The sequence below is a fragment of the Bradyrhizobium retamae genome (assembly GCF_001440415.1).
Taxonomy (GTDB): Bacteria; Pseudomonadota; Alphaproteobacteria; order Rhizobiales; family Xanthobacteraceae; genus Bradyrhizobium; species Bradyrhizobium retamae.
This window is the reverse complement of record NZ_LLYA01000155.1, coordinates 80,821-100,460: the sequence shown is the minus strand read 5'-3', so window position 1 is coordinate 100,460 and position 19,640 is coordinate 80,821. Positions and strand designations below refer to the sequence as shown.

18 protein-coding genes are annotated in these 19,640 nt (G+C 62.5%); 6 read left to right on the top strand and 12 right to left on the bottom strand.

Going from position 1 to position 19,640, the window contains the following annotated elements:
• The coding region (locus CQ13_RS18755) for a caspase family protein (RefSeq protein WP_082637535.1) at nucleotides 1-2,060 on the bottom strand (2,060 nt) is incomplete at its 3' end.
• Nucleotides 2,061-2,325: 265 nt separating this feature from the next.
• Here CQ13_RS18755 and CQ13_RS18750 point away from each other — a divergent pair.
• Entirely contained in the window at nucleotides 2,326-2,793 is a 468-nt protein-coding gene (locus tag CQ13_RS18750; protein WP_057844323.1) for an aminoacyl-tRNA deacylase, read from the top strand.
• Nucleotides 2,794-2,867: 74 nt separating this feature from the next.
• Here CQ13_RS18750 and CQ13_RS18745 read toward each other — a convergent pair whose 3' ends face one another.
• The 3 genes from CQ13_RS18745 to CQ13_RS18735 form a co-directional block, all read right to left on the bottom strand.
• Entirely contained in the window at nucleotides 2,868-3,287 is a 420-nt protein-coding gene (locus tag CQ13_RS18745) for a CBS domain-containing protein (RefSeq protein WP_057844312.1), read from the bottom strand.
• Nucleotides 3,288-3,592: 305 nt separating this feature from the next.
• Nucleotides 3,593-7,096 carry a DNA polymerase III subunit alpha gene (dnaE, locus tag CQ13_RS18740; protein ID WP_057844311.1) on the bottom strand — a complete coding sequence of 1,168 codons (3,504 nt, stop codon included), beginning with the start codon at nucleotides 7,094-7,096 and terminating at the stop codon, nucleotides 3,593-3,595.
• A gap of 470 nt (nucleotides 7,097-7,566) precedes the next feature.
• Nucleotides 7,567-8,310: an outer membrane protein gene (locus CQ13_RS18735; RefSeq protein WP_057844310.1), complete on the bottom strand. Its 744-nt coding sequence runs from the start codon at nucleotides 8,308-8,310 to the stop codon at nucleotides 7,567-7,569.
• A gap of 300 nt (nucleotides 8,311-8,610) precedes the next feature.
• Here CQ13_RS18735 and CQ13_RS18730 point away from each other — a divergent pair, with 300 nt between their 5' ends.
• From CQ13_RS18730 to CQ13_RS18715, 4 genes are all read left to right on the top strand, one after another.
• Nucleotides 8,611-8,904 (top strand): DUF3551 domain-containing protein, encoded by a 294-nt coding sequence (locus tag CQ13_RS18730; protein WP_057844309.1) that lies wholly within the window; start codon nucleotides 8,611-8,613, stop codon nucleotides 8,902-8,904.
• A 142-nt stretch (nucleotides 8,905-9,046) separates the two neighbouring features.
• Nucleotides 9,047-9,307, top strand: a complete 261-nt coding sequence (locus tag CQ13_RS18725) for a DUF3551 domain-containing protein (RefSeq protein ID WP_057844308.1) — start codon at nucleotides 9,047-9,049, stop codon at nucleotides 9,305-9,307.
• Nucleotides 9,307-9,576 carry a DUF3551 domain-containing protein gene (locus tag CQ13_RS18720; RefSeq protein ID WP_063800102.1) on the top strand — a complete coding sequence of 90 codons (270 nt, stop codon included), beginning with the start codon at nucleotides 9,307-9,309 and terminating at the stop codon, nucleotides 9,574-9,576. The genes CQ13_RS18725 and CQ13_RS18720 overlap by 1 nt, the downstream gene beginning before the upstream one ends.
• 106 nt (nucleotides 9,577-9,682) lie before the next feature.
• On the top strand, nucleotides 9,683-9,937 hold the full coding sequence (locus CQ13_RS18715) for a DUF3551 domain-containing protein (RefSeq protein WP_057844307.1): 255 nt from the start codon (nucleotides 9,683-9,685) through the stop codon (nucleotides 9,935-9,937).
• A 6-nt stretch (nucleotides 9,938-9,943) separates the two neighbouring features.
• On the opposite strand, the gene CQ13_RS18710 is transcribed toward CQ13_RS18715, so the two are convergent.
• The 8 genes from CQ13_RS18710 to CQ13_RS18675 all read right to left on the bottom strand — a co-directional run bounded on the left by CQ13_RS18710 (nucleotide 9,944) and on the right by CQ13_RS18675 (nucleotide 18,772).
• Complete coding sequence (locus CQ13_RS18710) at nucleotides 9,944-10,642, bottom strand: ABC transporter ATP-binding protein (protein WP_057844321.1); 699 nt, start codon at nucleotides 10,640-10,642, stop codon at nucleotides 9,944-9,946.
• Between the two features lie 7 nt (nucleotides 10,643-10,649).
• Nucleotides 10,650-11,930, bottom strand: a complete 1,281-nt coding sequence (locus CQ13_RS18705; RefSeq protein ID WP_057844306.1) for a lipoprotein-releasing ABC transporter permease subunit — start codon at nucleotides 11,928-11,930, stop codon at nucleotides 10,650-10,652.
• 69 nt (nucleotides 11,931-11,999) lie between these two features.
• Complete coding sequence (proS, locus tag CQ13_RS18700) at nucleotides 12,000-13,319, bottom strand: proline--tRNA ligase (protein ID WP_057844305.1); 1,320 nt, start codon at nucleotides 13,317-13,319, stop codon at nucleotides 12,000-12,002.
• Between the two features lie 228 nt (nucleotides 13,320-13,547).
• Nucleotides 13,548-14,054 carry a copper chaperone PCu(A)C gene (locus tag CQ13_RS18695; protein ID WP_057844304.1) on the bottom strand — a complete coding sequence of 169 codons (507 nt, stop codon included), beginning with the start codon at nucleotides 14,052-14,054 and terminating at the stop codon, nucleotides 13,548-13,550.
• A 109-nt stretch (nucleotides 14,055-14,163) separates the two neighbouring features.
• Entirely contained in the window at nucleotides 14,164-14,670 is a 507-nt protein-coding gene (locus CQ13_RS18690) for a TlpA family protein disulfide reductase (protein ID WP_057844303.1), read from the bottom strand.
• The gene (locus tag CQ13_RS18685; RefSeq protein ID WP_057844302.1) at nucleotides 14,667-15,881 is read right to left on the bottom strand and encodes a sialidase family protein; all 1,215 of its coding nucleotides are present in this window, start codon (nucleotides 15,879-15,881) and stop codon (nucleotides 14,667-14,669) included. Before CQ13_RS18685 ends, CQ13_RS18690 begins: the two co-directional genes overlap by 4 nt.
• Before the next feature lie 29 nt (nucleotides 15,882-15,910).
• Nucleotides 15,911-18,295, bottom strand: a complete 2,385-nt coding sequence (locus tag CQ13_RS18680; RefSeq protein ID WP_082637534.1) for a TonB-dependent receptor family protein — start codon at nucleotides 18,293-18,295, stop codon at nucleotides 15,911-15,913.
• Between the two features lie 93 nt (nucleotides 18,296-18,388).
• Nucleotides 18,389-18,772, bottom strand: coding sequence for a DUF2946 domain-containing protein (locus tag CQ13_RS18675; protein ID WP_063800101.1), 384 nt, complete (start codon nucleotides 18,770-18,772; stop codon nucleotides 18,389-18,391).
• A 452-nt stretch (nucleotides 18,773-19,224) separates the two neighbouring features.
• On the opposite strand from CQ13_RS18675, the gene CQ13_RS18670 reads away from it, so the two are divergent.
• The gene (locus tag CQ13_RS18670) at nucleotides 19,225-19,626 is read left to right on the top strand and encodes a globin (protein ID WP_057844301.1); all 402 of its coding nucleotides are present in this window, start codon (nucleotides 19,225-19,227) and stop codon (nucleotides 19,624-19,626) included.
• Nucleotides 19,627-19,640: the final 14 nt, after the last annotated feature.

The window sequence follows — 19,640 nt, the reverse complement described above, 5'->3', positions numbered from 1 at the left end:
GCCGGCGGTGGCGGGGGCCTTGCCACCTGCACCGCAGACGGTGGCGGGCCACGCCGCAGCTCAGGTTGCAATTGAGGTTTTGGCGCAACCGCAGCAGCCGGCCTTGATGGCGCGGCGGCACTGGCTGGCGGCGCAACCGCGGGCTGCCGGCCTGCCGGAGCCGCGGGAGCAGTCGCGCCAGTAGCCGGCCGCGCACTGACAGCGCCGGGTGTGGTGGGCGCCCCCGGGCGCAACGGACCCGGAGCTGGCCTTGCGGTCGGATTGACGGCGGCGCTTGGGGGCGTGGGTGGCGCGCCCCTGGCGCCCGGAACCGGCAGGGCGTTGGTCCTCGGCACGGGCTGTGTCGACGGCAGCGCGGCGGGTGCGTTCGCCGGCTGCACCGCGCTCGGCCGTCCGGTCTGCCCGGCCGGAGCGCCGGGCAAACCCGTCCTCACGGCAGGATTGATCGCGGCGCTTGGCGGCACAGGCGCTTTGCCCTGCTGGATCAGCGTGGCCCGTTGCGCCACCGCAGGCGGCAGCGTCGGTGTGGCGCCACCAACCTGGGCCGGCGCAACCCTCGACGCCGGGATGCCGGGACGTCCCCTGTCACCAAGTCCCGCCGCAGGCAAAGTGGGCTGCGGCCTGTTGATGACGCTGTTGATCACGGTCCGGTTGTGGATGTTGGCAAAGATGATGTTGTTCGGCGGCGGCGCGACATAGCGCGGCGGCCTCACATAGACCGGTATCGGCACAAAGATCGGCTGCGGCAGGATGAACAGCCCGATCGGCGGCGGTGGCGGCTCCAGCACCACGAAATCGTCCGGCGGCGGCGGCAGGTAGTAGACCGGCGCCGGTGGTGGCGGGACAAAATCGAACTCGGGATCGCTGAACACCAGCACCGGACGATCGACATAGATGAACTCGTCCGGCGGCGGCGGCGGCACGTCGTAATCGATGACATCGAATGTCGGCGGCGGCTCGAGCGGCGCGGTGAGAATGGCAAGACGGCGGCGCGCATCGGCCGCATGAGGCCCGCGCGGGTAACGTTGCAGATACGACCAATAAGCGTTCGGGGTGTCGGCACGGTAGGTGCGGCGCCAGGTGATCGCTTCGCGCCGCGCCGCCACGATCGCCCTCACCCGCTTTGCCATGGGATCGTCGGGATAGGCGGCGAGAAACTCCTCATAGGCCGGCAACGTGTCGCGCTCCAGCGCCGCGGCGTAAGCGTCCTGCACGCCGAGATCACGGATCGGCTTGCTGCGGATGGCGGCGACTTGATCCGGCGGCGCCGGGGCGGGCGCATCCGGTGAGCGCTCAAAGAACGTGAAGGTAGCGTCGACCTTCTGGCTGTCCCATGGCACCTGGGCGCCCTTGCTGGCTTCGTTGACGCGAAGCCGGACGCGATTGAAGACCTCCGGCAGCGGCAATCCACCTGTCCGGATCATCTCGGCCAGCGATTGGGCGTAGATGCCGTACGGTCCCTGCTCGGCAGGCGCTACCGTCCCGGGCGCTGCGTTGAACGCGATCAGCATATGCGGATCAGCCTCGACCAGAGCGAGACCGCTTGCGATCTGTCCCTCGACGAACGGCTGCTGCCGCGCCGCGTCCAGCACGACGATTCCGGCCTTCAACGGGAGCGAAGCGAGTTGGCGGATGTAGTCGCCGGTACGCAGCGCCTCGGTCGGAATGTCGGTATCCCGGTTGATCGCGGAATCGACCGGCACGAAATAGTTCTCGCCGGCCAATTGCAGCCCGTAACCGGCCAGATAGACCATCGCGACCGTGTCCGGCCCCGAGCTTTCGGCCTTCTGGATGAAGTCGCGGAAACTCTTGCGCAGCGTGTCGCCATCGAGGTCGCGGGCGCCGATCACGTCGAATCCCGCCGCCTGCAAGGTTTGGGCGATCAGGCCGGCATCGTTGGCCGCGGTTGCCAGCGGCGATTTCGCATAGGCGGCATTGCCGACCACCAGCGCGATGCGCTTTTCCTGCTGTTGCGCAACAGCGGAGCTCAAATGACCGGCCAGACCGGACATCGCGACGAGACACACCGAGAGGATCGACAAACTTCTTGCTGCCCGCATGGGATCCCACCCTGTCTCCGCCCGCGCTGTATGAGACGCGCGTTAAGCTGAACCTTTCTTGAACAAATGCGCTCTCAGCAAGGCATTCTGCAAGTCAAATCGCGCCCTGGATTCCTGCTCCTCCCGGTTCCGGCTCGGAGATTCGCATTGTCGCGGCCGCCTGGCGGGCGTATCCTTTCACCCTAATCGTGTTCGCCCGCATCGTGAGGCGACTGCGCGAGTTCCTCCCGGTGTGCGGAATGCCCATGCAATGGAGGAAATCGTCATGACCGTCGCCCCAACCCTGCAGAAATACCTGGATCAAAGCGTCACCTACGACGTGATCCCTCATGCCCCCACGAAGTCATCGACGCGCACAGCAGAAGCCTGCCACGTGCCGGGCGATGCGCTGGCCAAGGCCGTCGTGCTGCGCCGTGACGGCGGCTACATGATGGCCGTTCTTCCGGCCTCCCATCACCTGCATCTGTCGACCCTGAAAAGTCAGCTCGGCCACAAGGTCGACCTGGCGAGCGAAAAAGAGATCGCGGAACTGTTTGTCGACTGCGACATTGGAGCCATCCCGCCGGTTGGCGAGTGCTATGGGCTCGATGTCATCATCGACGACAGCATCGACGCGCGACGGGACATCTACATGGAGGCCGGCGATCATTCGACCCTGATCCGCATGGACGGCGAGCAATTCGCGCGACTCAACGCCAAGGCTTGGCGCGGCCACTTCAGCACGCACGATTGAGGCCGCTTGATCGTGCCTACGCCCGCGTCGATTTCGACGCGGGCTCTACCCATTAGCGCAAGGGCTGCCGCGCGTCAGTGATGGGCGGAAACGCTCTTCACGCATCCGGCCAACAAATCATTGGGCGCTGAACGGCTGACGTCGCCGAGGCTGATCATGCCGACCATTCGCTTGCTCTTGTTGATCACCGGCAACCTGCGGACCTGCAGCGTCTCCATGTGATGGACGGCCTTGGCAAGGTCATCGTCCTCGCGGCAGCAATGGATGCCTTCGGTCATCACGTCGCGCGCCAGCGCACGGCTAGGGTCGAACTTGCCATTCGCAAGCCCTTTGCAGACGATGTCGCGATCGGTGACCATCCCGACCAGATGGTCGTCCTCTCCGATCGGAATGCAGCCGATATCATGTTCTCGCATCAGCTTCGCGACTTCGGTGATAGGCGTATCGGGGTTGACCCAGTCGACGCCCTTGTGCATCGCGTCTTTGACTTTCATGGCGGACCTCCGTAACTGCGATTTCAGGTAATACTCCCGTGATGCAGCACAGTTCCCCCTCGATTCGATTATATGACGGTTCAGGTAGGTCGGCATCGAAAAAGGCAATGACAACTTCTTGAATTCGCGAAACGCATCGTTGCGCGGGTTGAAGTGCCCCCGCAACTCAGAAGGATGTCAGAAGAAGCCGAGCTTTTTCGGGCTGTAGCTGACCAAGAGGTTCTTGGTCTGCTGGTAGTGGGCCCCGATAGACTTTAGTCGGCTTGATAAACGGCGGCGCGGTGGCCGCGGACTGCTCGGGACGCCTACAGCGTCTGCACGTCCACCACACCGGCCACCGCCTTGATCGCACCTGCGATCTGCGGCGAGACCTTGAAGCGGCCCGGCAGCTTCATCTCCACCTCGGTCTGCAGGTCGAGCATGATGACGAGCGAGACGTCGCCATCGGCGCCCCCCGACGGCGCAGGCTTCGCCGGCAGGCCCTTGGCCGAACCGTTTTGCGCTGATGCTTCCGGCATGTTGAGCCGTCGCGCAATCGAATCCAGCGGTTTGGTGTCGCGAACGAAAATCCGCAGGCCCTTCTGGGTTTTGGCCGCAGCGTCATCCAGCGGCTCGGCATGCAGCACCCGCGCGCGCACGTCTTCGCCCTGCAACTCGGCGCCGAGCTGCAGCAATACGGCCGCTCCCGGCTCCAGCACGTCGCGGTATTGCGCCAGGCCTTCGAAAAACAATACGGCCTCAAAATGTCCAGTCGGGTCCGACAGTCCCATGATGCCCATCTTGTTGCCGGTCTTGGTGCGGCGCTCCATGCGCGACACCACGGTGGCTGCAACTTTGCCCGCCGTTGCACCGGTCTTCACGGCACGCGAGAATTCCGCCCAGGACTGCACCCGCAGCCGCTTCAACACGGTGGCGTAGTCGTCGAGCGGATGGCCGGACAGGAAGAAACCGACGGCATCGTACTCGCGGCGGAGTTTTTCGGCCGGCAACCAGGGCTCGATCTGCGGCAGCATGATGGTCGGCGCGTCGGCAGCATTGCCGAACATGTCGTTCTGACCGATCGTTGCGGCTTCGTGGCTGCGCTGACAGGCGGCGAGAATCGCGTCCGCCCCGGCAAAGACGCGGGCGCGGTTCGACTCGAGCGTGTCGAATGCGCCGGCCGCGGCCAGGCTTTCGATGACGCGCTTGTTGATCGCGCGCGGATTGACGCGGGCGGCGAAGTCCGCAAGCGAGGTGAAGGCGCCCTTCTCGCGCTCCTCCACGATCTGCTCGACCGCCTGCAGGCCGACGCCCTTCAGCGCCGCCAGCGCATAGTAGATGGTCTTCTCGCCAACCTCGAAGGTGGCGCCCGAGCGGTTGATGTTCGGTGCCTCGACCTTGATGCCGAGCCGCTGCGCCTCGGCGCGAAATTCCGAGAGCTTGTCGGTGTTGTTGAGTTCGAGCGTCATCGACGCTGCCAGAAACTCTACCGGGTAATGCGCCTTCATGTAGGCGGTGTGGTAGGACACCAGCGCGTAAGCCGCGGCGTGACTCTTGTTGAAGCCGTAGTCGGCGAATTTGGCGAGCAGTTCGAAGATCGTGTCCGCCTGCCCCTTCGGCACGCCGTTCTTGACGGCGCCGGCGACGAAGATCGCGCGCTGCTTCTCCATCTCGGCGCGGATCTTCTTGCCCATCGCGCGGCGCAGCAGGTCGGCGTCGCCGAGCGAATAGCCGGCCATCACCTGCGCGATCTGCATCACCTGTTCCTGGTAGATGATGACGCCGAACGTCTCTTTCAGGATCGGCTCCAGGATCGGATGCAGATATTCCGGCTCCTCGTCGCCGTGCTTGCGCGCGCAATAGGTCGGGATGTTGGCCATCGGACCCGGGCGATAGAGCGCCACCAGCGCGATGATGTCTTCGAAGCGGTCCGGCCGCATGTCGATCAGCGCGCGCCGCATACCCTGGCTTTCCACCTGGAACACGCCGACCACATCGCCCCGCGCCAGCATCTGGTAACTCGGCGCATCGTCGATCGGCAGCGTCGCCAGATCGACGTGGATGTTGCGCTGCCTGAGGAGCTTCACCGCGACGTCGAGCACGGTCAGCGTCTTCAGGCCGAGGAAGTCGAACTTCACGAGCCCGGCCGGCTCGACCCATTTCATGTTGAACTGGGTCACCGGCATGTCGGATTTGGGATCGCGATAGAGCGGCACCAGTTCGCTTAAAGGCCGGTCGCCGATCACGATGCCGGCGGCGTGGGTCGAGGCGTGGCGGGTCAATCCTTCGAGGCGCTGGGCGATGTCAAAGGCGCGCGCAACTACCGGATCCTCGTCTCGAAACGCCTGCAGCTTGGGTTCGCCCTCGATCGCCTGCGCCAGCGTCACCGGCGCGGCGGGATTTTGCGGCACTAGTTTTGTGAGCTTGTCGACCTGGCCGTAGGGCATCTGCAGCACGCGGCCGACGTCGCGCAGCACTCCGCGCGCCTGCAGCGTTCCGAAGGTGATGATCTGCGCCACCTGATCGCGGCCATAGCGCTGCTGCACGTAGTCGATCACCTCGCCGCGGCGGTCCTGGCAGAAGTCGATGTCGAAGTCCGGCATCGAGACGCGTTCGGGGTTGAGGAATCGTTCGAACAGTAGCCCGAAGCGAATGGGATCGAGGTCGGTAATGGTGAGCGCGTAGGCGACCAGCGAGCCGGCGCCGGAGCCGCGGCCCGGACCGACCGGAATATCGTGGGCCTTGGCCCATTTGATAAAGTCCGAGACGATCAGAAAGTAGCCCGCATAGTTCATGCGGTTGATGACGTCGATCTCGAAGGCGAGACGCTTCTGGTATTCCTCTTCCGTCGCGCCGGGCGACAGGCCATGAACCTGGAGACGCCGTGCGAGCCCCGCCTCGGCCTGACGCTTCAGCTCCGCGGCTTCTTCGGTTGCCGCGTCGGAGCCCGAATCGGCGCCGACGGTGAAACGCGGCAGGATCGGCTTTCTTGTCTTTGGCCGGAACGAGCAGCGCTCGGCGATCTCGATCGTGGAGGCCAGCGCTTCCGGAATGTCGGCAAACAGCACCGCCATTTCGGCGCGGGTCTTGAAGCGGTGATCCGGGGTGAGCTGCTCGCGGTCGGCCTCGGCGATCAGCTTGCCGCCGGCGATGCACAACAACGCATCATGGGCCTCATAATCGTCGTTCGACGCGAAATATGGCTCGTTGGTCGCGACCAGCGGCAGGCCCTTGGCGTAAGCGAGATCGATCAGGCCGGCCTCGACGCGACGCTCCTTGTCGACGCCATGGCGCTGCAATTCGACATAGAGGCGATCGCCGAACAGGCCCGCCAGCCGGTCGATACGCGCGGCTGCAAGCGCTGTGTGATCGGCGTTGAGCGCCAGCGAAATCGGGCCGTCGGGGCCGCCGGTCAGCGCGATCAAATCCTCGGCATCGCCTTCCAGCCATTCGAGCTTGATGTGCGGGGATTGATGGACCGGCGTTTCCAAAAACGCCCGCGAGTTCAGCCGCATCAGGCTGCGGTAACCGCGCTCGCGCGCTGCCAGCAGGACGATTCGCGACGGCGTGGCGGCAAGCGAATTACGGGCGTTGGGATCCTGGTCGCCGAAATCGACGGCGAGCTCGCAACCGACAATCGGCTGGATGCCGTAGCCCGCCATCTTGTCGGAGAATTCGAGCGCTCCGAACATGTTGTCAGTGTCGGTCAGCGCCAGCGCCGGCTGGCGATCGGCTTTCGCCAGTTCGCCGAGTTTGGCGATCTTGATGGAGCCCTTCAGCAGCGAATAGGCCGAATGAACGTGGAGATGAACGAATCCGGCACTGGACATGGTCGCTTAACAGGCTCTCGCATCATGGTGAGGAGCGATCATCGGCCGCTGGGTGCGCACCGACTCGCTGCCGCAATGGTGATGCCTTGGCCGGAAGGAGTCCACGCGGAACGCCGCTTGCGCGCCCGCCATACGGCTTTTCCCCAGCCACCCCCGCAAGCCGAATCGGGCCGGGTCTCCGCCGCGCCTCAAAACTGCGGAATCACCTGCGCCCACACTGCGATCATCCCGACAAACAGCGTAATCGACGCCAGTGCTGCCGCCTCTTCCACGAACATCCGCAACATGATCCGACTCCCATTGTCAAAGAACATATGAGGAACATTGTTCCTTTTTTGTTCTCGGAGTCAAGGCCCGTCTCACGGCACATCTTGCGACCATTCCGGCTTGGTTAACCGGCCAGCCGCCAGCAACAAAAAAGCCCCGGGGCAACGCCCGGGGCTTCGATGTTGGTCGCAGGTCGCGTGCGATCAGTACCTCGCGACGCCCGGAGCGCCGAACTTGTAGTTCAGGCGGGCGGTGACGAGATCAACGTCCTGACTGATACGGTCGGTGCCGACGAAGCCGCCACCCGGCGCAGTGAAGGTGTAGGTACGGTCCTGCATGAACAGGTGATTGTACTCGACGCCAATCGACCAGTTCGGCGCGAAGGCGTATTCGAGGCCGGCGCCGATCGTGCCGCCCCAGCGGGTGTCGTCGCCGGTGACGCCAATGGTCGCGCCTGCAAGGTTGGAGATGCGGTAGCTATTCGAGGTCACAGCAGCACCGCCCTTGACGTAGAGCAGGACGTTGTTGACGGCATAACCAACCTGACCGGTGAACAGGCCGAACGCATCGACGTTCGTGTGGTTGCGAGTAGCGAACACCTGGCTCAAATTGCTGCCCGAGAAGTCGGCCCAGTTGCCCTGGGCTTCAACGCCGAACACCCAGGTGCCAGCCTGCCAGCGATAGCCGACCTGACCACCGACCGTTCCGCCAGTCGCATCATGGGAGCCCTCGGGGCCGACGAGACCAGAAGGCGGAACCGAATCCCACTCGTTGCGGCTCGAACCCCAGCCGCCGTTCGCACCGATGTAGAATCCGGTCCAATCATACACGGCCGCGACCATCGGGGGCGCCTTGGTGTAAGGGCGCGCAGCGAGATCAGCAGCAACAGCCGGCGCAGCCGCGCCGAGCGCGATCAGACTGGCCGTAACAAGCAAAACCTTCTTCATTCTTTATTCCCGTTCCTTTTTGACAGCCCCCAAGGCCGCCGCATGCTCATAGCATTGTCTGCTCGAATTGCTGTAACCTCACTGCAACAACGCACGTCAAACGGCCTCAGTGTGAACGTAAGTTAATGTTGTCTTGCAGGCATTTTTTGAAACATTGCGCCGAACCTGGCCGCAAAAAATTCACGTTCTAGTTTTGCGGCGGTATTGCAAGGCGGATTGGCTTGACGTGATTGCAGAGCTGCGGCTTGTGTCGGTCAGAATGGAACGCGAAGTGCCGATGCGCCGTGAGGGAGATTCGAAATGCGTAGAGCGATTCTGGCCGTGCTGACCGCGATCGGATTGGCAGCTATCGGTGCTGCGCCTGCCGAAGCGGTCGGCACTCGATATCCGTTCTGCCTTCAGGGAGACGAATATCCGGCGCTGAGCTACTGCACCTTCACGAGCTACGAACAGTGCCAGGCGACTGCATCGGGACGCTTCCTCACCTGCATCGCCAATCCTTATTATGTCGGCGAGAGCGAACCGCCGCCCTCCAACTATCGCCCGCTGCCCGGCCGCGTGCTGCCGCCTGCCCCCGGCTACGGCAGATACTGACCACCACCACCGAGGGCTCGTTGCGCCCTGTTTGCTTTGCGCCCGCCGACGGCCATTCCAACGCGCGAACGTGATTTGACGCGGACGTTGGCGAGTCGTCTGCTTAGCGACTGAAGATTGCAAACGCTGCGGCGGAGGTTGCATGCGAAGGGCATTGCCGGCGCTCATGGTCGCCGGTGCTGTGTCGGCTGCGGTTGCGATGCCCGCGGCGGCGCGCGAGTTTCCCTGCGGCATCAAGGGCTGCGATTTCGGCGCCGGTACCGGCGATTGCAGTTTTTCGTCGCTCGCGCAGTGTCAGGCAACCGCCTCAGGGCGAGATGCGAGTTGCGCTGCGAACCCCTATTTCAACGCCAAGGCGGAAATGCAGACCGATCGCAGCCGCCAATCCCGAAGGAGATTCTGATGCGTATTCTGGCTTTGGCAATTTTGGCAGTCGGGGCGGCCTCGGCAGCGGCACCGGCGCAGGCACAGACTTACGATCCGCGCTATCCGGTTTGCCTGCATGTTTATAACAGGGGGATCAACTATTACGAATGTGCCTATACCTCCCTGCCTCAATGCAACATGTCGGCGTCGGGCCGCTCGGCGCAATGCGAGATCAATCCGTATTACGCACATGCATCTCAAGAACCGTCGGCACGCCGCCACAAGCGCTACCGCAACGGCTACTGAACGCGAGCCCTTGCAACGCGCGAACGTGATTTGACGCTGGAGCGCCTCGAATGTCTGCTGGCCGTCTGCACATGAGGACCGATTGCACGTCTCAAAGGAGATTCTGATGCGCATTCCGGTTTTGGCGATCCTCGCGATTGCAACGATCTCCGCTTCGGCGCCGGCTTGGGCGCAGACCTACGGCTCCGACTATCCGGTCTGCCTGCGTGTCTACGGCCCGGCCACCTACTACGAGTGCCGCTATACGTCGCTGGCGCAATGTAATCTGTCCGCCTCGGGGCGCGCGGCGCAATGCGTGCCCAATCCCTACGCGTCGAACGCCTATCAGGATCGGCCGGTGCGCAAGCGCGGCGTTTACTGAACGCCGCTATTCCATTTCGACGACCCGGCCATCGACCAGCGACACCCGCCGGTCCATGCGGCCGGCCAACTCCATGTTGTGGGTGGCGATCAGCATCGCGACCTGCGTCGCCTTCACAAGTTGCATCAGCGCCTTGAAGACGTGATCGGCGGTATGCGGATCGAGATTTCCGGTCGGCTCGTCGGCGAGTAGCGCCCGGGGCGCATTGGCGACCGCGCGCGCGATGGCGACGCGCTGCTGTTCGCCGCCGGACAGTTCCGCCGGACGGTGCGAGATGCGATCGCCGAGGCCGAGATAGGCCAAAATCTCCTGCGAGCGCTTGATCGTCTCGGAGCGTTTGAGGCCGCGGATCATCTGCGGCAGCATGACGTTTTCGAGCGCGGTGAATTCCGGCAACAGTCGGTGCGATTGATAGACGAAGCCGATATCGGAGCGCCGGATCCGAGTACGGTCGATATCTGATAGTTGCGAGGTCGGCGTGCCCGCGACATAGACCTCACCCTCGTCGGGGCTTTCGAGCAGGCCCGCGATGTGCAGCAACGTCGACTTGCCCGACCCCGACGGCGCCACCAGCGCCACCGACTGTCCCGCCCACAGCGCAAGCTTGGCGCCGTTGAGGATGGTCAGCGTCGCCTCGCCCTGTCGGTACTCGCGTTTTATCTCGTGGAGATAGATAACGGGTACATCTTCCGCCTCCTCGGCCATCGCGCCCTCACTCATAACGGAGCGCGTCGACGGGATCGAGGCGCGCGGCGCGCCAGGACGGATAGAGTGTCGCCAGGAACGACAGCGTCAGCGCCATGATCACCACCGCAGTGGTCTCGCCGAAATCAATCTCGGCCGGCAGCCGGGAGAGGAAATAGAGTTCCGGCGAGAACAATTCGGTGTTGGTCATCCAGGACAGGAACTGCCGGATCGATTCGATATTCAGGCAGATCAGCATGCCGACGAAAAATCCGGTCAGCGTGCCGACCACACCGATCGCAGCGCCCGTGATCAGGAATATCCGCATGATCGAGCCCTGCGAGGCGCCCATGGTGCGCAGGATGGCGATGTCCTGGCCCTTGTCCTTGACCAGCATGATCAGGCCCGAAACGATGTTGAGCGCGGCAACCAGCACGATCATGGTCAGGATCAAAAACATCACGTTGCGCTCGACCTGAAGCGCGTTGAAAAAGGTCGAGTTGCGCTGCCGCCAGTCGACCAGAAACACCGGCCGCCCGGCTGCCTCCGTCACGCTCTTGCGGAACGCGTCGATTCGATCGGGATTGCTGGTGAATACCTCGATCGCGGTGACATCGTCCTTGCGGTTGAAATAGGCCTGCGACTCCGGCAGCGGCATGAACACGAAGCTTGCGTCATATTCCGACATGCCAATCTCGAACACGGCCGCGACCTTGTAAGGCTTGATGCGCGGCGTCGTGCCCATCGGGGTCACCGCGCCCTTGGGCGCAACCAGCGTGATGGTGTCGCCGGCATGCAGCGACAATTGATCGGCGAGCCGGCGTCCGATGATGACGCCCTGCCCCTCATCAAATCCCTCCATCGTGCCTTGCTTGATGTTCTTGGCGATCGAGGTGAGGTTGTTCAGGTCCGCAGAGCGCATGCCGCGTACCAGCACACCGGCAGCATTAAAGGCTGAGGACGCCAGCGCCTGGCCGTCCACGACCGGCGCGGCAAGGCGGATGCCGTCGACCAGGCTGACGCGCTCGGCGACGTCCTTCCAGTCGGTCAGCGGCGATTCCAGCGGCTGCACCAACAGATGGCCGTTGAGCCCGAGGATCTTGTCCAGCAATTCCTTGCGAAAACCGTTCATCACGGCCATCACGATGATCAGCGTGGCGACGCCGAGCATGATGCCGAGGAACGAAAAGCCAGCAATGACGGAAATGAAGCCTTCCTTGCGACGCGCCCGCAGGTAACGCCCGGACAGCAGCCATTCGAAGGGCGCAAAAGGCGGAGTTCGGGCTGTCTCGTTCATGGTCTCATCCATTACTCGATAATCCCATGATTCGGGCCAAATGTGGCCGTATTGGCCAACATATAAGCCGCGGTGGATATCTTATCCCGCGATCTTCGCCACCACTTCCGCCGGGCTGAGATTCTCGCGCGACCCATCGCTGCGCCGCTTGATCTCGAGCTTGCCCTCGGCGAGGCCCTTCGGCCCGACCAGAATCTGCCAAGGGATGCCGATCAGGTCGGCGGCCGCGAATTTCGCGCCGGCGCGCTGGTCGGTATCGTCGTAGAGCACGTCGACGCCCTTGGCCTGAAGCTCGCGATAAAGCTTCTCGCAGGCGCCATCGACGGCTGCGTCGCCCTGCTTCAAATTCAAGATCACGGCGGTGAACGGCGCCACGGCTTCCGGCCATTTGATGCCGGCATCGTCGTGGCAGGCCTCGATGATGGCGCCGACCAGCCGCGAGACACCGACGCCGTAGGAACCGCCATGGATCGGCACGTCGATGCCGTCGGGGCCGGCGACCAGCGCCTTCATCGCATCGGAATATTTGGTGCCGAAGTAGAAAATCTGGCCGACCTCGATGCCGCGCGTGTTGACGCGCTTGTCGGCAGGCACCTCGTGCTCGTAACGAGCGGCATCGTGGACGTCCTCGGTTGCGGCATAGACCGACGTCCATTGCTTGATGATCGGAGTGAGATCTCCGTCGTAATCGACGTCGTCGGGCGGGATCGGCAGGTTCAGCACGTCGCTGTTGCAGAACACGCCGGACTCTCCGGTTTCCGCGAGCACGATGAATTCATGGCTGAGATCACCACCGATCGGCCCGGTCTCGGCGCGCATCGGGATCGCCTTCAATCCCATCCGAGCGAAGGTGCGCAGGTAAGCGACGAACATCCGATTATAGGAACGGCGCGCCGCCGCCTCGTCGATATCGAAGGAGTACGCATCCTTCATCAGGAACTCGCGGCCGCGCATCACGCCGAAACGCGGGCGCTGCTCGTCGCGGAACTTCCACTGGATGTGATAGAGATTTAGCGGCAGATTTCTGTAGGATTTGACGTAGGCGCGAAAGATCTCGGTGATCATTTCCTCATTGGTCGGCCCATACAGCAATTCGCGCTTGTGGCGGTCGCTGATGCGCAGCATCTCCGGGCCGTAGGCGTCGTAGCGTCCGCTCTCGCGCCAGAGGTCGGCGAGCTGCAGCGTCGGCATCAACAGTTCCAGGGCGCCGGCGCGGTCCTGTTCCTCGCGGACGATCTGCTCGATCTTCTTCAGCACCCGGAAGCCCAGCGGCAGCCAGGCGTAAATGCCTGCAGCCTCCTGCCGCATCATGCCCGCGCGCAGCATCAGCCGATGCGAGACGATCTCCGCCTCCTTCGGATTCTCTTTCAGGATGGGTAGAAAAAAACGCGACAACCGCATGGGACAACTCGAGGAATCAGTGGGCTACCGGAAGACGTGCAGTGAAACCGGATCGGCTGCGAAAACACAAGGCCGGAAGCCGCGAAAAAGCCGCTGAAAACGCGGATTTGTGGGTCGTTCTGGCAGGGTTTCGTAGGATGGGTGGAGCGAAGCGATACCCGTCGCCTTCGCGGTTGCAGGCATTGATGGGTATCGCTTCGCTCCACCCATCCTAAAATTGCTCGCCGCCTATTTCTTCATGCCGGAATGATCGTGCTTCATTTCACCCCCGGCTGGCCCCCGCGCGCCGACGCCCTGCACGTCGAGCGACAACGTCACCTTTCCTGCCTTCTCGAATTCGAGGGTAACCGGCACCTTGTCGCCCTGCTTGAAGGGCTGCTTGAGATCCATCAGCATCAGGTGATAACCGCCCGGCGCGAGCTTGACGGTCTTGCCCGGCTCGATCGGCAGGCCCTTGTCGAGCGGCCGCATCGTCATGACGCCGTTGTTCATCGCCATCTCGTGAATTTCGACCTTGCCGATGTTATCGCCCGAGCCGCCAACAAGCTTGTCCGGCGCGCTGCCCTTGTTTTCGACGGTGAGATAGCCGCCGGCGATTTTTGCGCCGCTCGGTGTAGCGCGGCTCCAGGCTTGCTTGATGACGAGGTCTCCGGCCTTGACCTCCTGGGCGTGCACGGGCGTACCCAGGAGAGCAAACAGGGTAACGAAGGCGAACAATGGCAAGACAGGTTTCATCGGATGTCTTTCGATTCATGAAGTATGGCCGGCACACAACGGACGGTCGGCCGCCGTTGCATTAACGTGAGAATGCAACGTGCATGTTCACAATAGCGGGATTGCGTCCTTATTTCTTCGTGGCCTTTTGCTGAATCAACCATTTTTCGAGGTCCGGTATTTCCGCCGAACCTTCGATCGTGGTCACGGTTCCATCCCGCCCGATCAGGAGCGTGCGCGGGATGTCCCCCTGCCAGGCGGGATCGATCTCGAACCGGAGGCGTTCGACGAAGCCGTCGCTGAAAATCCAGTTCTCCGCCGATCCGAGCCCCGCCTTCTCTAGCATCGCACGCGTTGCGCGGTCCAGATTCGGAACAAGGTCGGCACTGATCATCACAACGTCGATCTCCGAATGGTCCTTCATGAATTGTCCGAGCAACGGCAATTCGACCTTGCAAGGACCACAGGTGACGCCCCAGAAATGCACCAGCGTCGGGCGCCCGGCATGGGAACGCAGCACGTCCTGCCAGCTTCCCCGCACGAACGGCTTGAGCGTGAGCTCGGACGGCGTCTCGGCGCCGGGCGCAGCGCCCAGACAGGCAACGAGGAATATGGCGGCGAGCAGAAGGCGTCTCATGATCCATCTCCGATCGGCAGAAGGCGATATCCGTCGGCCTTGGTCATCCAGGAAAGGTAGGTCTTCTGTCCGGCGCTGACCAGCAACGGGTGGTCAGATGTGTCCGTCGTCGTGGCGATCACGACCGGCTTTGACCAGCTCGTGCCCTCATCATGCGACGTCATTGCGTTGACGGCGGTCTTCTCGCCATCGAACTCTTTCCAGACCATGGTGGCGCCGCGCGGGCCGGCAAGCACGTAGGGCCGCGTGGGATTGCGGTCGGAGCGGCCGAGCGGAAGCGGATCGGAAAACGTGCGCCCCTCATCTTGCGAGCGGGCGTAGAACAGCCCCTTGCGCGCCTTGCCACTGGTGTACCAGGTCGCGTGGTAAGTGCCGGCGGGCGAGATCGAAAGACTTGGCCCATGATGCGGGCAGGCGGCAATCTGCCAGTCGTCATGGCTGACGCGGCGAACCTCGCTCGGCGTCGCCGGATCGGCAAACGTCATGATCGCGTGATCGCGCACACCGCCTTCGAAGATGTTCCTGAACACCACCACGGGACGGCCGGCGCCTGCGAACGCCAGGCCGAGCCGGCAACATTCGCAGGTGTTGTCGGCTGCCAGCCGCGTCTCGGAATAGCTCGCGCCGCCATCCTTCGACGACGCGAAGAACAGCCCTGCCCCTTCGTATTTCCTGCCCTCCTCACGCGCAGGCGCCCGGTTGCGCTTGTCGATCCAGGCTGCAAACACCGAACCGTCAGCATCAAGACCGAGCGCGACAAAGCGCTGGCTCTCGTTGCTTGAGGTAATCGGCCGCAACTCGGCAAAGCTCTGGCCGCCATCGGCCGACCTTGTGGTAAGCACCTGGCCATTGAACGCCTTGTCCCGGAAGCGCGAAAAGGCCAGTGCAATGCCGCCGTTCTTGTCGATGACGATCTGCGGACGCGCATCCGGACCCCAATCGAGGTTGAGCTTTTCCCTGGTCACCTGAACCGGCGATGAAAAGCTGCGCCCCTCGTCCTTCGAACTCGCCACCGAAATCTGACCTCCCGCCATCCAGACGAGCCACAGCGTTCCATCCGGCGCGAAGGCCGGCGTCACCTTCGACGCGCAGCGCAAGATGGCCTCCTCGCATGCCGCTTCCGAGGCATGCTGATGATGGCTCATCTGCGCATGCGCGGCGGGCTGGCAGAGCGAGAAGGCGAGCATCGCGAGCAGGCTCATTCGCAGCATGGCTTTACTCCTTTTGAAGTGTTGTCCGGTCATTTGAACGCCAGCTTCATTCCGGCGATGAACGCGCGCGGCGAACCGGCGTAGATCGAGCCGGTCGTGTTGGCCAATACGCCGGCGGAGTTCTGGATACCGCCGGCCGTCACCGAGTTTGCGATGTTGTTCGCGGAAGCCACATAGGTCCGGTCAAATACGTTCCTGACTTCGACATACATACTCAACGAATTGAAATAGTCGGACACGAGATCCGTCTTGTAGTGAACGTTGAGATTGACCAGTTCGTAGCCGGGCGCCTTCAAGAGATTGGCGTTGTCCATGTAGAACGATTCTTTCCACTGGACTTCGACAAATGCGCCGAGGCCCGCGAGCGGCCCCCACATCTGCTCATAGCCAAGGCGCGCGGTGAGTTCGTTCGGCGAGATGCCGGGAATCTTGTTGCCCGCGCGGTTGAAGCTGAACGTTGCGCCGTTGACGATATTCTCGGTGTATTGGGTGTAGACCTCGTCGAGATAGGTGTACGCCGCGGTAAATCGCCAACCCGGCAGGAACTGCCAATCGGCCGCCAGTTCGATGCCGCGATGCTCCGATCTCGGCGCATTGAACGTATAGCTCGCATTGGGCGCGCCGACCTGAGTTGCCTGGGTCACCAACTCGTCCTTGAAGAACTCGTAGAATCCCGTCGCGCTGAACCTGAGCGTGTTGTTCGGCGTCCAGTCGAAGCCGAGGTCGTAGCCGATGTTCTTCTGCGTCCTAAGCTGCGTGTTGTTGCCGTTCTGCCCGTTCGGGAGGACAAAGAGATTTCCGACCTGCGGCGTGCCGTAGCCGGTGGCGACGCGCGCGCGAAACAGCCATTCGGGGTTCAGCCTATAGAGCAGCGCCAGCTCGGGCGCGGCGTTCTGAAATTGCCGATCGGCGACTATCGGCACTCCTGGCGTCGCCGTTGGAACATTGGGCGTGTTGTAGGCGTAAGAGGTGTTAATCCCCTTGAGATGAGTGGTTTCCCATCCAATGCCGGCGATAGCCGTCAGATTCGGCGTCAGCTTGAGTTCTTCGCGAGCGCGAACGCCATAGTTCGTGGTGTCGCTCCAGGTATTGCTTTGCAGAAGACCGAGCCTCGCATTGCCTCCCGGCATGACGTGACGTGAGTCGCTTGACGCCGTCAGCGTGTTGTAGAACGCGCCAAAATACGTCGTCGATTCCATGCCGAGGATTTCGCCGCGCTTGGTGACGTCGCTCATGTAGTTGTACGACGGGAAATCGCCGATCGCGCTGGTTGCTCCGGTCGGCTGACTGATGTTGCGATCGTCGAACACGAACTGGTTGCGCCAGGTCGTCGTATTGTCGAAATCGTGCTCCCATCTACCGCCGACGATGGTGCGGCGATCTTCGCGGCCGAGCCCGGCCTGGATGGCGGTGATCGGAGTCCTTGTGCCGTTGAAGCCGTTGTTAAGCAGGTTAACCGAGGCGCAGCCAGCGATGCCCGCCATATCGCAGCCCTGCTGGAACGGGTTCTGATAATACTGGTTGAGCGACAGCCGGATCGGCACCCGTGCATCGAGATTGTTGTTGATGAACTTGACCGTGAAGCGATCGTCAGGCGTCGCCTGCAACGTCCCTAAGAAATTCACCGTCTGGGTGTTGAACCAGCTATTCTGGATAAAACCGTCGCCGCGCGCGTCGCTGGCGAACAGCGAATACTCGAAATTGCCGACCTTCTTGCCTGCGGCAAGATAGTTATTGAGATATCCGAAGCTGCCGCCATCGACGCCGTATTCGACCCCGTCGATTGTATGCCCCCGGCGGGTGCGGAAATTGAGCGCGCCGCCGGTGGCGTAGTTGCCAAAGAGCGCTGACGACGGTCCTCGAATGACATCGATCGCGCCATAGGCCTTGGGATCGATCAGGTCGCTGCGGGACAGCCCGTCCGGCTGGGTGACCGGAAAGCCGTCGTCGAAGATCACGAGATTGCGGATGGCAAAGCCGTTGCGGGCGTTGGAGCCGCGAATCGAGATGCCGATATCGCGCGGCCCGTTGCCCTGCTTCACCGAGATACCCGGGCTCTCGCGCAGCACGTCGGCCACGGAGAACGACGGCCGGTTGTCGAACTGACTGCGATCGATGGTCGTCTCGGTCTGGCCATTGGGCGCCTGGTAGAGCAACGCACGCGCCACGCTGGGGGTAATGCCGGCGGTTAGCGACCCTGAAGGCGCAGGGTTGGCCGAAGGCGGCCTCGCCTGCGTTCTTGCAGCGGCGCGAACGGTCGGCCCGCGAGCCGCAGGTCTGGCGGTCGCGGGGCGCGGGGCGTCGACGGTCACCGCCGGCAAGGCCGTCTGGGCGGTCGCGTTCGACGGCGTGAGGCATAGCGCACTGCCAAGCACAAGCAGGCTCGCGCTTCCCAAAACACGATGGGGGTACATAAGACATTCCTGACGCCAGCACTTTGGCTGGCTTGCTCAACTGAACGAACTGGCACGGCCGCGGCCGCACCATTTGACGAAGGTCAAGTGAAGTCAGGAAATGGAGGGAGGCGCACGCGCCTGCGCGTGGCGGCCGGCGCGAGCGTTTGTCAGCCGGAAAGCAAAGTCGAACCAGGTCACCTGCTCGGCAACCCGATCGACGTCGATCACCGCAGTCTGCGGCACGTCGACCGGCGCACCGGTCTGCAGCACGTTGCAAACCGAACAGCATCCGTCGTGGGCGCGGTGGTTGGCCTGGTCAGCCTGCCCGGCACCGGGCGTGCCATTGCCGTGGCAGATCACGGCACCAGCGAGCGGATCGGAGGCCGCGATGCTCGCCGCCCAGCATGCGCCGATCGGTGCAAAAATCTGCACCACCAGAGCAATCAGGACGATTGGCAGGAAATTCTTCAGCCGCCGGCGCATCGCAAAACCCATCCGCTTCAGACCTTAATCACCCCTGGAGTCCGAAGTCGAGCACAGGTTCCCGGAACTATGTTGCAGCTTCAAGGAGTAAACCTGGCGAAAAGAGATGCGTTTTGCAGCATTTGGACGGCGTCCTACCATGATACCAAGTCTCGGGCGAATTAGTGTTAAATCCACAACCCTCAGTCGTAAATTCCCAATCATTTCGCAGAGTGCTGGAATTTTGAACAAACGTTGCTGAAATTGGTGACAAGACGAAAAAGATGGTCTACCAATTCAGGCTCAGGCTTGCCGACAGGCAAAGCTTGGTGGTCCAAGTCTCGGGAGGAGCCCTGACGCGCACAAGCAGCGTCGCCTCGACAATCAAGAGCAAATCTCACTTTTCGGGGAAATTAAGGGTCGACACAATTTTTGAGCAGGGCTTGGTGCCCTGCTCTTTTTTTTCGTTACGATCGCAAACGACAATGACGGCATCGTCAAATCCGATCGAGCGAAGTTTTGAACTGGCCGCCGAGCGCTGCGAAGATCTGACGCCGCTGGTCTATCGCCGCCTGTTCGAGGCGCATCCCGAAGCGCGGGCGATGTTTCGGACCGAGGGCAGCGAACTCGTCAAGGGCTCGATGCTGGCCCTCACGGTCGACGCCATTCTGGATTTTGCCGGCCAACGCACCGGCCATTTCCGCCTGATCGCATCGGAAGCTTCCTCGCACGACGCCTATGGCACGCCGCGTGAACTGTTCGTCGCGTTCTTCGGCATCATCGCGCAGACGGTACGCGAAATCATCGGGCCGGACTGGTCTGGCGAAATCGATGCGGCGTGGCAAGAACTGCTCGGCGAGATCGGGGGCCTCGTTGCAGCGCAGTGAAATGACGAGACCAA